Genomic DNA, 13392 nt, shown 5'->3' on the forward strand with positions numbered 1-13392 from the left:
CGCTGGCCGGCAGGAAAGGACCCCGAGCCATGGCAACGACCACCAACAAAACCCCAACGAAGCCCGGCAACAGGTGGGCCAAACTGGCCATGGCGATAACCCTAGCCGTAGCAGCCCTTGCTGCCATTGTGCTCATAGCACAGTGGATGCGGACACTCCCTCCCGTCCAGAACTTCCTGACGACATATCCCGGAACAGTGGACCTGCCCGAGGGTGCACCCCTTGGCTTGCCGCCCTGGCTGGGCTGGCAGCACTACCTAAACGCGTTTTTCCTGGTGCTCATCATCCGGTCCGGCTGGCTGGTGCGCACTACCGCCAGGCCCAAGGAACACTGGACCCGGAACAATTCAGGACCGATCAGGACGAGAGGAAAGCCGGCCAAGATCAGCCTGAACCTGTGGTTCCATCTGACTCTGGACGCCTTGTGGGTAACCAACGGAGTTGTCTTCATCATCCTTCTGGTGGTCACCGGTCAGTGGATGCGGATCGTTCCGACCAGCTGGGATGTATTCCCCAACGCCCTGTCAACGGCCATCCAGTACGCCTCATTGAACTGGCCAACAGAAAACGGATGGGTGAACTACAACTCGCTACAGGTGCTGGCCTATTTCTCGATCGTCTTCATCACCGCCCCGCTTGCACTCGTGACGGGACTGCGGATGAGCGGTGCTTGGCCGAAGAACGCCCACGTCCTGAACAAGATGTACCCGATCGAGGTGGCGCGGGCAATCCACTTCCCGGTCATGCTGTACTTCGTCGGGTTCGTAGTAGTTCACGTCGCGCTCGTCTTTGCCACTGGCGTCCTGCACAACCTCAATCACATGTACGCCTCCAACGATGGCGCCGGGTGGACCGGGTTTTGGATATTCGCCGCCTCCGTGGCCGTGATAGTCGCGGCGTGGTTCCTCGCCAGACCCCTGTTCCTGCGTCCGGTGGCTTCCATATTCGGCAAAGTCACCAGATAAACGGGAAAACCATTGCGCTCCACCACAACTACTAGGAAGTCCTAGTAAATACTTTGGCTTCCTACTATATTTGATTGAACTCTACTTTTTGATGGGACCTGGCATGTTTGAACTCAACGAAGACCAGCAGGCGCTGGTTGAAATGGTCCGGGACTTCGCCGCCGAAGTCCTCGCCCCGAACGCCGCAAAATGGGATGAGGCAAAGCATTTCCCGGTGGACGAGTTGCGCGAGGCCGGCGCCTTGGGCATGGGCGGCATCTATGTTCAGGAGGAGTTCGGCGGCTCCGGGCTGACACGCAGCGACGCAGTCCTGATTTTCGAGGAACTGGCGAAGGCCGATCCCACGATCGCGGCCTACATCTCCATCCACAACATGGTGGTCTGGATGATCGACTCATTCGGGAATGACGAACAACGCGCAGCGTGGGTCCCTGAGCTGGCATCCATGCAGGCACTCGGAAGTTACTGTCTCACCGAACCCGGAGCAGGATCCGACGCTGCTGCGCTAAGCACCAAAGCGGTGCGTGACGGCGACGACTACGTGCTGAACGGCGTCAAGCAGTTCATCTCCGGCGCAGGAGCGTCAAGCTACTACATCGTCATGGCACGTACGGCTGACACAGGAAACCGGGGCATCACCGCGATTGTCGTACCAGCGGACACACCCGGCCTGTCCTATGGTGCGAACGAGAAAAAGATGGGATGGAACGCCCAGCCGACGCGGCAGGTAATCCTGGACAATGTCAGGGTTCCCGTGGCCAACCGGCTGGGCGAGGAAGGCGGCGGCTTCGGGATAGCGATGAAGGGACTCAACGGAGGCCGAATCAATATGGGGGCATGCTCCCTTGGCGGCGGTCAGACTGCCCTCAATAAATCAGTGGCATATCTGAAGGAACGCCAGGCGTTCGGAGGTCCGCTGATAAACCAGCAGTCGCTGCTGTTCCAGCTGGCTGACATGGAAACGCAGCTCGTCTCCGCCCGCACCCTGCTTTGGCGGGCAGCGGACGCACTGGACCGTGGGGCGCCGGACGCAGTCAAACTCTGCGCCATGGCCAAGCAGGTGGCAACCGACGCTGGCTTCAGCGTCGCCGACCGGGCTATCCAGCTCCACGGCGGATACGGTTACCTGTCCGAATACGGCCTGGAAAAAATCGCCCGGGACCTGCGAGTGCACCAGATCCTCGAAGGAAGCAACGAGATCATGCGCCTGGTCGTTGGGCGAATCGTGGCCGGGGCCTAGAGATGGAAAACGACGAAGTCCTGTTCCGCCACGACGGCCACCTGGGACACATCATTCTGAACCGACCTCAAGCGATCAACGCCTTAACCCACGCAATGGTCACCCGGATCGCCGCTGCCCTGGACGACTGGGAAAACGACGACTCAGTGGCCACGGTGTTGCTGAGTGGCGAGGGAGAACGGGGCCTGTGCGCGGGCGGTGACCTTCTAGCGATCCATCGGGACGCTGTGAACAAGGGCACTGGCACCGAGCGGTTCTGGGCTGACGAGTACCGCCTCAACGCCCGCATCGCCACCTATCCCAAGCCCTATGTCGCGATCATGGACGGGCTTGTACTCGGCGGCGGCGTAGGGGTTTCGGCCCACGGTTCTCTGCGCGTGGTGACCGAGCGCACCAAGGTAGGTATGCCGGAGACCGGCATAGGGTTCGTCCCCGATGTCGGCGGAACCCACCTGCTCTCGAGGGCCCCCGGTGAACTCGGAACACATGTTGCAATGACTGCAGCGAACATGTCCGGTGCGGACGCAATCGCACTTGGCTTTGCCGATCACCTCGTGAACAGTGAGGCGCTGCCTGCTCTGTTCAGGAAGCTCGCCGTAGCCACCGCGGAGGAAGCTGTGCTTTCCCTCGCTCTCACGTCCTTGCCGCCTGCGGGACTGGTTGCTGAACGCACGTGGATTGACGCCTGTTACGCCTTCGATTCCGTAGAGGAGATCCTTCAGGCACTGCGCGCCTCCCCCGTATCCGCAGCGCACGCCGCTGCTGACAAGATCCTGAAGAAGTCCCCCACGGCATTGAAGCTGACACTGGAATCACTGCGCAGAGCGCGTGCCTCCGGAAACCTTGAGGAAACCCTTGAAAGGGAATATCGGGTATCACTTCGCTGCCTTGCAGGTCGCGATCTCCCCGAAGGCATCAGGGCCCAAGTGATCGGCAAGGACCGCCGGCCACAGTGGTCACCCGCTGAGTTGGAGGCAGTCTCGGAGGCCGATGTGTCAGCTCATTTCGCTCCTTTGGGCGCCCGAGAGCTGGGCCTTACCAATGCTTCACACGCGACTGCCTGAGTATTACGACCGACAACTGCGCGGGAAGAGCGCAAAAGAAAAGGAAATTCGATGAGTAAGAAGATCGCCTTCATTGGGCTGGGCCACATGGGTGGCCCTATGGCCGCCAACCTGGTCAAAGCTGGTTACCAGGTGTCCGGCTTTGACCTCTCAGCGCAGGCACTGGAGGAAGCGCGGGCACTGGGTGTAGCCGTGTCAGAATCTGCCCGCGGTGCCGCCGTGAATGCCGATGTAGTCATCACCATGCTCCCCGCCGGCCGCCACGTGATTAGCGCCTACCAAGGCGAGGACGGGCTTCTGGCCGCGGCCAGACCCGGAACCCTGTTTTTGGAATGCTCGACGATTGCAGTTGAAGACGCACAGTCCGCGCACAATCTGGCCGCTGCAGCCGGGCATCGGAACATGGACGCCCCGGTCTCGGGGGGCGTCGGAGGGGCAACCAACGGTACCTTGACCTTCATGGTCGGGGGCAACACCGAAGACTTCGCAGATGCCGAGCCAATTCTGCAGGCGATGGGCCAGAGGGTTGTGCTTTGTGGCGGATCCGGCGCCGGGCAGGCCGCGAAAATCTGCAACAACATGATCCTGGGGGTGTCAATGATCGCCGTGTCCGAGGCCTTCGTCCTGGGCGAGAAGCTGGGCCTGTCCCACGAGGCATTGTTCGACGTCGCCTCTAATGCTTCCGGCCAGTGCTGGGCCCTGACCACCAACTGCCCCGTCCCAGGACCGGTACCGGCCAGCCCCGCGAACCGGGACTATCGGCCCGGCTTCGCCGGGGCGCTGATGGCCAAGGACCTCGGCCTTGCCGTCCAGGCCCTTCAATCGACCGGGGTCCAGGCCCGGCTCGGTTCGCTGGCCGAGGAGATCTACCGGGACTTCGCCGCCGGCGAGGGGGCGGGCCGGGACTTCTCCGGCATCATCAACCAGATCCGGTCCACCTCCAAGACAAAGGAAACAGTATGAGCGAGTACCAGACCATCCTCATCAAGCAGGACGGACGGGTCGGGACCATCACGCTGAACCGGCCCGAGGCGCTGAACGCCCTGAACCAGGAGCTCGCGACCGAGGTCCTGGCTGCCGCACAGGCCTTCGACCGCGATCCCGGCATCGGAGCCATTATCATCACCGGCTCGGACCGGGCCTTCGCCGCCGGGGCGGACATCAAGGAAATGGCGCCGCGGTCCTACATCGACATGTATACCCAGAACTGGTTCGCCGCCTGGGACGAGCTGGCGAGGGTCCGGACCCCGCTGATCGCCGCCGTCGCCGGGCATGCCCTCGGCGGAGGCTGCGAGCTGGCGATGATCTGCGACTTCATCATCGCCGCGGACAACGCCAAGTTCGGACAGCCCGAGATCAGGCTCGGGGTGATCCCGGGCATGGGCGGATCCCAGCGGTTGACCCGGGCGATCGGTAAGGCCAAAGCCATGGAAATGGTGCTCACGGGCCGGACCATGAGTGCCGAGGAGGCCGAACGCGCCGGCCTCGTCGCCCGGGTTGTGCCCGCCGCGGGGCTGATAGAGGACGCGCTGGCCACGGCCGCGACGATCGCCTCCATGTCCAAACCGATCGCGCTGCTGGCCAAGGAAGCCGTCAACGCCGCGCACGAGATGTCACTGGCCGACGGCGTGCATTTCGAGCGCCGCCTGAACCATTCCTGCTGGGCCACCGACGACCAGAAGGAAGGCATGGGTGCCTTCATCGACAAGCGCGCCCCGGAATTCACCCACCGCTGACACCCGCCGCTGAGACAGGCGCCGGCAGCAGCCGCCCCGGCCCGTGGCCCCACTATTTTGAAGACGAGGAACCATGACCGAAGTAAGTGTTGACCCCCGAACAGGCTCCATCCTGGAGTTTACCGACCATCTCATGTGGATCGACGGCGAACGGACCGAGGCCACGACCGGTCAGTGGCGCGAGGTGAAGAACCCCGCCGTCCGCGGTCAGGTGATCGCCCGGGTGCCCTCCGCCGGGGTCGAGGACGTCGAGCGCGCGGTCACCGCCGCACGCCGGGCGTTTCCGGGATGGCGTTCGGTGCACTTCACCGAACGTGCCCGGGTGCTGGCGAGGATCGCCGACGACATCGAAGCTCGGGCAGAGGAGTTTGCTCGGCTGACCGCACTGGACACCGGCAACGCCCTGCGCACCCAGGCCCGCCCCGAGGTTGCCACGCTGGTGGCGCTCTTCCGCTACTTCGCCGGCGTGGCCGGGGAGGTCAAGGGCACCACGCTGCCGGCCGGGGACAAGCAGCTGCAGTACACCAGGCTGGAACCCCTCGGCGTCGTCGCTGCCATCCTGCCTTGGAATTCTCCGCTGATGATCGCCGGGTTCAAGATCCCCGCGGCACTTGCCGCCGGCAACACCGTCATCCTGAAGGCCGCCGACGACGCACCCCTAACGATCCTGCTGCTGGCCGAAATCTGCAACCGGCACCTGCCCGCAGGCGTTGTCAACGCATTGACCGGCCGCGGCGGAGTGATCGGCGAGGCACTGTCAACCCATCCCGGAGTTGACAAAGTTTCCTTCACTGGATCCACGGAAGTCGGCCGCGGCGTCGCCCGCCAGGCAGGTGGACGGCTCGCCCACGTGTCTCTGGAATTGGGCGGCAAAAATCCCTCCATCGTGTTCCCCGACGCCGTCGATGACGAGCTGATCGACGGACTGCTATCAGCCTCCCGGTTCACACGCCAAGGCCAAAGTTGCACCGCCGGATCCCGGCTGTTCCTGCACGAGGACATCTACGACGAGGTGCTAGAACGCCTTGTGGCCAAGCTCGGCGCGCTCAAGGTGGGAAATCCCCTAGATGAAGCAACTGACATGGGCGCCGTCATCAACAACAACCAGTTCAACCAGATCAGCAGCTATTTGGAAGAGGGCAGGAACCACAAGGACCTTACGGTCGCACTCGGCGGCAACGTGCCCACCGAGGGTCCACTGACCGAGGGCTACTACCACCTGCCGACCGTCTTTTCAGGGGTCCGGAATGACTTCCGCCTCGCGCAGGAAGAGATTTTCGGCCCGGTCTTGGCCGCGATCCGCTGGAAGGACATCGATGAGGTGGTGGCCATGGCGAACGACTCGCACTTCGGTCTTGCCGCCTACGTGTGGAGCCATAACCTGGACAATGCCCTGAACACCGCGCACCGGGTCCAAGCCGGCTGGGTGCAGGTCAACCAGGGCGGCGGGCAGCTGGTGGGCCAGTCCTACGGCGGCTACAAGCAGTCCGGCATCGGCCGCGAGGTTTCCCTGGAGGGCATGCTGGCCGGGTTCACCCAGACCAAGCAGATCAACGTCAAGCTCAGGGGCTGACCATGGAAACCACGACGACCGCAACAGTGGAAACAGCCGGGCCACTGGACGGAATCACCGTGCTGGACCTCAGCCGCGCCCTCGCCGGTCCCTATGCCACCGCGCTGCTCGCGGACATGGGCGCAAGCGTTATCAAGGTCGAGTCGATCAAAGGCGGAGACTCGTCCCGCTCATGGCCCCCGTTTGAAAACGAGCACAGCCTCTACTTCGACTCGGTCAATCGCGGAAAATCCTCCGTTGCCATCGATTTCTACAGCCCGGAGGGTAAGGACCTGCTTCGAAAGCTGGCACTGGAGGCGGACGTGCTGATCGAAAACTTTCGGCCCGGGGTCCTGACGACCATGGGCCTGGATCCCGAGGCGCTACGGGCAATTAAACCAGGACTGATAATCGCCTCTGTCACCGGATTCGGCACCACCGGACCTCTCGCCCGGACCGCGGGCCTGGACCAGGTCGCCCAAGGAATGTCCGGACTCATGTCCGTGACCGGCGGCGACGCAGGGAACATGTACCGGTTCGGCGTGCCTATCGTTGACATGTGCGCCGGGATCTTCACCGCCTACGGCATCGCCTCCGCCCTCACCGGTCGTGCCCGAACCGGGGAGGGGCTGGACATCTCCACATCGCTGCTGGAAACGGCCCTGGCACTGTCGGCGTTCCAGGGGCAGCGCTACCTCAGCAACGGCGAGGTTCCCGTGCCGCAGGGCAACGACCACCCGGTGCTTGCCCCCTACGGGGTCTTCAAAACCGCCGACATCCCTGTCATTATTTCTGTCGGCAACGACAAGCAATGGCTCCAACTCTGCGCCCTCGTCGGCGATCCGGCCCTGGCCCAGGACCCGAGCTACATGACCGGACGGGACCGGTCAATTAACCGCCAGGCGCTGGCGGGGCGGCTCGAGGACCTCCTCAAAAAGCGCCCGGGGCTGGAATGGCTGGAAGCCTTCCGCGCCGCGAAAATCCCTTGCGGCCCGATCTACAACTACGCCGAGGTCTTTGCCGACCCGCAGGTGCAGGCGGTTGACATGGTCCGCACGGTTAGCCGCTACGACGGTACCGAACTGCCTCTGCTGCGCGGCCCGCTCTCCGTCAATGGCGAGCCCACCCCGGTAACCAAGGCCCCGCCGGCACTGGGCGAGGATACCCGCCGAGTCCTTCAGGATCTTGCTTTGACACCCGGGCAGATTGAGAAGCTCGTAGCGTCCGGCATTGTCCGTGAAACGACAGCTCTGGGCACGGTGCATGCATGATGGTGGCAACGGAGGAAAAAATGACGGCTTCCCTGCGCGTCGAACGCTTAGGCGCCGTAGCGACAATTGTGATTGACAACCCCAGACGCCGCAACGCACTGAACCAAGACATGTGGCAGCAGTTCAAACCAATACTGGATCAGTTGGATGGGGATCCCACTGTCAAGGTTGTGGTGGTCCGCGGCGCCGGAAGCAACTTTTCCGCCGGAGCCGACATCAGCGACCTCTTGGCCATCCTGCACGACCCGGAAAGCGGTGCGCACGACGGTGGTCATGTGTCAGCGGGCGAGAACGCTCTGGCCAACTTTCCCAAACCCACTATCGCCGCAATTGATGGCTATTGTATCGGGGGTGCCTGGCAAATTGCCGGCGCATGCGACATCCGTCTGGCATCCGAGAGTGCAACCTTTGGCATCACTCCCGCCAAAGTCGGCATCATCTACCCGCTCTCGGGCATAGAACGCCTCGTTCGCCTCGCTGGGCCAGCGGTCGCAAAGTACTTGTTGTTTACCGGCGATTTTATCTCAGCTCCTGAAGCGCTGAATTTCGGACTAGTTTCCCGCTTAATCCCGCAGGCCGGGTTCTGGGACGAGATCCAGAAGTTTACTGACGAACTTGCCAAGCGTTCGCAGCTGTCCATCCAGGCCACAAAGCAGATTGTCGAAGCCATCGCAGTGAATGATCCCGGAGTCCCTGAAATAAGCGACTATTGGCAAGATCAGATGGCCATAAGCGGGGAAGCTGAAATCGGCATCCGTGCCTTCCTCGACAAGGAGACGCCGGCGTTCAATTGGATCAAACCATAACTAGATGGGGAAGCCCGTCTCCACGAAATCGCCCGCATCATGACGGAAGCGGCCCAGGACCTGGTTCAAGCCGTCTATTTCAAGCGCGTTGAATCCGGGCTTTGTAAACACCTCAGCATTCAAATCAAGGGTTGCCCCCTTCACTGCCTCCCGTCCTTCCGGGGTGATTTCAACTAGCTTGGTACGGCCGTCTGCGGGGTGCGCCGCGCGTCGGACAAGGCCGGCGCGTTCCAATCGGTCAACCGTATTGGTGACGCTTGTAGGATGCACTTGCAAGCGCGCGCTGGCCTTCGCCATCGGCAAAGAACCGTCTTTGGTGAAACTAAGCAGTGCCAACAACTCAAAGCGGGCGAACGTAAGGCCGTGGGCCTTCAGGACCGCGTCAATCCGCGCCAACAGAATTTGCTGCGTCCTCATGATCGAGGTAACAGCTGCCATTCCGTCGGCCGCCTCGGACCAGCCGTGTTCCTGCCAATGACGCCTCGCTTCGGCGATTGGGTCCATTCGGAGGGGAACAGAATCCGTCACGTTTCGCTCCTCAATGTCTCGACTGACCGAACATCCAATTTTCACACGAAAAGGTTGGACGTCCTAGTGGAGTCGACCGGGTCTCGCTACTTGGTTTTTCAAAGAGCCGTTCTACTCGCTTTTGCCGGAGTCCCAGCCGGAGGCAGACCGAAAGTCTAAGTCCATGTCGGAGCGCCTACAGGTTCAGGGGCCTGACGTGTTCCCAGGCCAGCATGAGCGTCGGCGTACAGGGCGTTCCTCTATTGCTCACATGTCTGCTGGCTTCACCGGCGCATCAAAGGCCTGACTGGACTAGGGTGCGTGGAGATAGTTAAGTGGGCATGTTCTGGTTCATGCTTCTGGACCTTCTTTACAGTACTGGCCATGATCACGGCACTGGGCCGCGGATGTGTCGGCCATTGCCGTGTGCCGGGAAGTCCGGGGATGTAACAGGCTCTCTAGGGCAGGTGGTCCATGGCTTCGCAGGGGCTGGACCCGGGCTGTGATCGGTGGACGTTCATGGCCAGGCGGGCGATCAATGCGACCAAGGTCTCTGCTTCAGAGTCCTTGAGTCCGGACAGCAGCCCGGATTCGGCCGTTGCCACCCGCTCCTCATATTGAGCCAGGATTTCAAGGCCCATCTCGGTGGCCACGATTTTGCGTGCTCTGCGGTCCGAAGGGGCCGGGACGCGGTCGACCATTCCGGCGTCCACGAGGGAGTCCAGCAGGTAGGTCAGGACCGTACGATCGATGGCTAGATGGGAGCCGAGGGATTGCTGGTTGGGTGGGTCACGGTGAATGACAGTGGAGAGTATCTGGTAACCGCGGATTCCTGCCGGCATGCCCTCTACTGCCTCTTCGAAGCGGGACTGGTAGCCGCGCAGCACCATGCCCAAATGCCAGCCCAGGTCACCGGGCGCTGCGGCGACGGGGCTCTTCCGAATGGCTTGCGTGCTCTCAGTCATGCCCTCATCCTACCGGAATGTAGGCGCTTGCAAAGATGTTCTGTTATGCATATAGTCTGTAAAGCAACATAGTCCGCGATTTTGAGTAACCATGGGAACCAAAGCAGCTTGGCCGCCGAACCCACCCGCGAAGGAATCGCAGCATGAGCACGCAGGCACAGAGCATCAAAACTGTGGGAATTCTTGGCGCCGGCCGCGTCGGTACTGCCGTCGCCCGCCAGGCCCTCAAAGCCGGCTATGAGGTGAGATCGCTACCGCCAAGCCCGCACCGCACTTCCTGCAAATGGACATCGGCGGTTTGCCCCATGAACTCTTCATCGAATCCCTTACCCTGCTGGCGACCGAGGCCAAACCCCGCGTCGAACGCTTCCTTGCCGCCAAATGAACCCCAACCCGCTACGACTACACACCACGACGAAGAACGATTAAGGAAATCCCATGGAACTCGGCATCTATACCTTCGGGGAAATCAACCAGCACCCGGACGGTAACGCAACCACAGACGTGACCAAGCGCCTGGACCAGTTGGTGGAGCTGGCCCGCAACGCTGACCAAGGCGGGCTGGACGTGATCGCCCTAGGCGAGCATCACCGCCCCGACTTCGCGCTTTCGGCCCCCGAAGTTGTCCTGGCTGCCATGGCCGCGGTGACTAAACGGATCCGGCTGACCAGCGGCGTCACCGTCCTGTCCAGCCAGGACCCGGTGCGCGTGTACCAGCAATACGCTACCCTTGACCACCTCTCCCACGGCCGGGCCGAAATCATTGCCGGACGGGGTGCCTTCACCGAATCATTTCCCCTCTTCGGCTACGATCTGGCCGACTACGACGAACTCTTCGACGAAAAGCTCAGAATGCTCCTGCAAATCCGCGAGCAGGAAACCCTCACCTGGCACGGGCGGCACCGCCCCAGACTCGACCACGCACACATCGCCCCGCGCGCCCTACAGAACCCCCTGCCGGTGTGGGTGGGAATCGGCGGCACTCCGTCCTCGGCCATGCGCGCCGGTGCCTTGGGCTTACCGATGGTGATGGGCTTCTTCACCGGCACCGAAGAATTCATCCCTCGTGTGGAGCTGTACCTACGCGCCGCTGAACAAGCCGGGCACGACGCCGCGGGGCTGCGCCTGGGCGCCAGCGGCCACATGTTCATTGGCAAGACTTCCCAGGGCGCCCGAGACGCCTTCTACCCCTACTACGCCGAGTACCTCCGCCAGATGGGCATAACCGTTTGCGGTACGTTCCCCCGCCAGGCTTACGAGCAGTGGATCCAGCGAGGACTACCCGTAGGCAGCCCGCAACAAGTCACCGAAGAGATCCTCAAACGCGTCGAACTGCTCGGCATCGACCGGTTCCTCGGCCAGATCGACGTGGGAAACCTGCCCCCGGCCATGATCAACGAATCCCTCGAACTGTTCATAACCGAGGTGCTCCCCGTCCTCAAACGGGAGACCGCCACCGCTACACCCGCCCCGCGTTAAACCACTTAGTGCCCAGCGCACTAAGCGCCGGGTAACGGCTGCAACTTGCTGACCACCTTGTGGATGAGGGCTGGGTGGAGAACCGACCCGAGCAGCAGTTCTCGCACAACTCCCTCGCTGTACCCCACAAGCTTCATCCATGATGATTCCCGTCACGGCGATTCACCCGTACCTGTGGGCCATCTTCGAACGACCAAGCGACAGAGTGGTCCGTCAAAACCTTCGACACTGCAGGCCTAAGGAACTCCACCACGGCAGTGACGCCATCAAATACACCTTCCCGGTGCTCGGCCTGAGTTGGAAAAACGACTGGGCGGCTTCCCTGCTCTTTCCGGCCTAACCTGACGAAAGGCTGGTATTGCCTGCCTGAATTGGCAGGGCGCGAGGTATAAGTATCGGGCATCGAGAATTATGTGCCCTTCGGCTGTCAAGCCCCTGTTCGCAATTTGACCTCCGTGGCCGCCGACGGTCTGCTCACGGTCCGGTCAGGCCCGCGGCTTGCGCTGGCTTGAACGACTATTGCGCCAGGGTAGGCCTCACCAGCGATCCGGGGACGCAATGTGACCAGTCAAGGGTGGAGAAGGGCTATTTTCTCTTGTCCATCAACAGGTTGGTGACGCGCATGGTGCACAGCCGCTAACCTACGTCGTTCGCGATGAGCACCTCCTGGGCGGTGAGTGTCCCGTCCAGATGGATAGGGGTGCAGCTATGGTGATCTGCCCTTGGCGGACGGAACGGTGGTGCGGGGCCGAGGCGTCTATCCCTACGGTGGGCTTGCCCAAGCTGCTGACGTATATCACTGGGTGTTCAGTCGCTGTCAACGTTTACGTGATCATATCGCCGTCCTGAAACTGCGCGTCGAGAAGCCCGTCCTGCCGGACTTCTCGACGCCTGTCCACAACGAATCCGGTTGTTTCAGGGATCGAGAAGGTCTCCGACAGAAAGTTCGCAGTGCTTGATTCAGGATGGCAGCTGACTCCCATGCTACGAAGTGGCCGGCATCTTGAATGATCGAGCCTTTCTCGGTAGCGAACCACGGCGTGAACACCGCCCAGCCTAAGCCGGGGGAGCGTGCCCTGATCTACGGTGCCGGTGCCATCGGTCTTGGCGTGCTGGCGAACCTCCGGGCAAAAGGCATTGAGGAGATCGTGGTTATCGACATCGTCCAGAACCGCCTGGACGTGGTCGCGGAGATGGGCGGCATCCCGGTCCCTGGCAAGGACGGACGCGATCCAGTTTGTGCTCGACCGCTTCGGCTCCGTCGAGGACATGATGGGCAACCTGAAGCCGGACGTCGATATATTCTTCGACGCGGCCGGCGCTCCGAACGCGCTCCAGGACTACATCCGCAGCGGCAAGCCGGGCTCGCGCATGGTGGTCATCGCAGTGTCCGCCAACACCAATACGGTAGAGATCCCGCAATCGGCGTTCGTGCTCTCCGAGCTGAGCATCCTTGGCTCGATGGCGTTTAATGCAGAGGACAACAAGCAGGTCATCGAGTACATCGCGGAGGGGCGGTACGACCCGACGCCGGTCGTCACGCACCACTTCGCGCAGGAGGACGCGGCAAAGGCGTTCGAGACCGCGGTGGAGCACAAAGACGAGGCCATCAAGGTCGTCATCGACGTCCACCCGTGATGCCGGTGGACAAGGAGGTGTACCAGCTTCACTTAGCACCCAGCACACCGGGGGCGTAGGCGGCGCGGACGCTCCCGGACTTAGCGGCCAGCAGGTTAATGGCGGCCCCCGCGCGGACGGCAGCACCACGGCAGGGCGTTTCGGGTAGCGGCGCAGCTGGGCTGACTGG

At 62.1% G+C, this 13392-nt stretch carries 14 protein-coding genes and 1 pseudogene; 12 read left to right on the top strand and 3 right to left on the bottom strand.

The features are described 5' to 3' along the window. The first annotated feature begins 29 nt into the window (after nt 1-29). From FBY31_RS22510 to FBY31_RS22545, 8 genes are all read left to right on the top strand, one after another. Nucleotides 30-965 (top strand): cytochrome b/b6 domain-containing protein, encoded by a 936-nt coding sequence (locus FBY31_RS22510; RefSeq protein WP_142046055.1) that lies wholly within the window; start codon nt 30-32, stop codon nt 963-965. Between the two features lie 103 nt (nt 966-1068). Beyond that, nucleotides 1069-2205, top strand: a complete 1137-nt coding sequence (locus FBY31_RS22515; RefSeq protein ID WP_142046057.1) for an acyl-CoA dehydrogenase family protein — start codon at nt 1069-1071, stop codon at nt 2203-2205. Between the two features lie 2 nt (nt 2206-2207). Beyond that, a complete protein-coding gene (locus tag FBY31_RS22520; RefSeq protein WP_142046059.1) occupies nt 2208-3269 on the top strand; it encodes an enoyl-CoA hydratase/isomerase family protein in 1062 nt (353 codons plus the stop codon). A 51-nt stretch (nt 3270-3320) separates the two neighbouring features. After that, on the top strand, nt 3321-4232 hold the full coding sequence (gene mmsB, locus FBY31_RS22525) for a 3-hydroxyisobutyrate dehydrogenase (RefSeq protein WP_142046061.1): 912 nt from the start codon (nt 3321-3323) through the stop codon (nt 4230-4232). Continuing rightward, nucleotides 4229-5005 (top strand): enoyl-CoA hydratase, encoded by a 777-nt coding sequence (locus FBY31_RS22530; RefSeq protein WP_142046063.1) that lies wholly within the window; start codon nt 4229-4231, stop codon nt 5003-5005. The genes mmsB and FBY31_RS22530 overlap by 4 nt, the downstream gene beginning before the upstream one ends. Nucleotides 5006-5078: 73 nt before the next feature. Next, on the top strand, nt 5079-6578 hold the full coding sequence (locus FBY31_RS22535) for an aldehyde dehydrogenase family protein (protein WP_142046065.1): 1500 nt from the start codon (nt 5079-5081) through the stop codon (nt 6576-6578). A 2-nt stretch (nt 6579-6580) separates the two neighbouring features. Then, nucleotides 6581-7828, top strand: a complete 1248-nt coding sequence (locus FBY31_RS22540; RefSeq protein ID WP_142046066.1) for a CaiB/BaiF CoA transferase family protein — start codon at nt 6581-6583, stop codon at nt 7826-7828. Beyond that, nucleotides 7825-8634 (top strand): enoyl-CoA hydratase/isomerase family protein, encoded by an 810-nt coding sequence (locus tag FBY31_RS22545; RefSeq protein ID WP_200833504.1) that lies wholly within the window; start codon nt 7825-7827, stop codon nt 8632-8634. The genes FBY31_RS22540 and FBY31_RS22545 overlap by 4 nt, the downstream gene beginning before the upstream one ends. Here FBY31_RS22545 and FBY31_RS22550 read toward each other — a convergent pair whose 3' ends face one another. After that, nucleotides 8635-9138, bottom strand: a complete 504-nt coding sequence (locus FBY31_RS22550; RefSeq protein ID WP_142046154.1) for a MarR family winged helix-turn-helix transcriptional regulator — start codon at nt 9136-9138, stop codon at nt 8635-8637. 461 nt (nt 9139-9599) lie between these two features. Beyond that, a complete protein-coding gene (locus FBY31_RS22555) occupies nt 9600-10106 on the bottom strand; it encodes a MarR family winged helix-turn-helix transcriptional regulator (RefSeq protein ID WP_142046068.1) in 507 nt (168 codons plus the stop codon). 143 nt (nt 10107-10249) lie between these two features. Between FBY31_RS22555 and FBY31_RS23515 the strand changes: the two are divergent. The 3 genes and pseudogenes from FBY31_RS23515 to FBY31_RS22570 all read left to right on the top strand — a co-directional run. Beyond that, nucleotides 10250-10330, top strand: a pseudogene (locus FBY31_RS23515) (hypothetical protein); the annotation flags it as partial. A 214-nt stretch (nt 10331-10544) separates the two neighbouring features. Then, nucleotides 10545-11585, top strand: a complete 1041-nt coding sequence (locus tag FBY31_RS22565; protein WP_142046072.1) for an LLM class flavin-dependent oxidoreductase — start codon at nt 10545-10547, stop codon at nt 11583-11585. A 139-nt stretch (nt 11586-11724) separates the two neighbouring features. Then, nucleotides 11725-11925 (top strand): hypothetical protein, encoded by a 201-nt coding sequence (locus tag FBY31_RS22570; RefSeq protein WP_142046075.1) that lies wholly within the window; start codon nt 11725-11727, stop codon nt 11923-11925. Nucleotides 11926-12409: 484 nt separating this feature from the next. Here FBY31_RS22570 and FBY31_RS22930 read toward each other — a convergent pair whose 3' ends face one another. Further along, nucleotides 12410-12856 (bottom strand): hypothetical protein, encoded by a 447-nt coding sequence (locus tag FBY31_RS22930; RefSeq protein ID WP_160142521.1) that lies wholly within the window; start codon nt 12854-12856, stop codon nt 12410-12412. A 1-nt stretch (nt 12857) separates the two neighbouring features. Between FBY31_RS22930 and FBY31_RS22575 the strand changes: the two genes are divergently transcribed. Then, complete coding sequence (locus FBY31_RS22575; RefSeq protein WP_235013255.1) at nt 12858-13223, top strand: zinc-binding dehydrogenase; 366 nt, start codon at nt 12858-12860, stop codon at nt 13221-13223. Nucleotides 13224-13392 lie beyond the last annotated feature (169 nt).

It is taken from the genome of Arthrobacter sp. SLBN-100 (assembly GCF_006715305.1).
Lineage (GTDB): Bacteria > Actinomycetota > Actinomycetes > Actinomycetales > Micrococcaceae > Arthrobacter.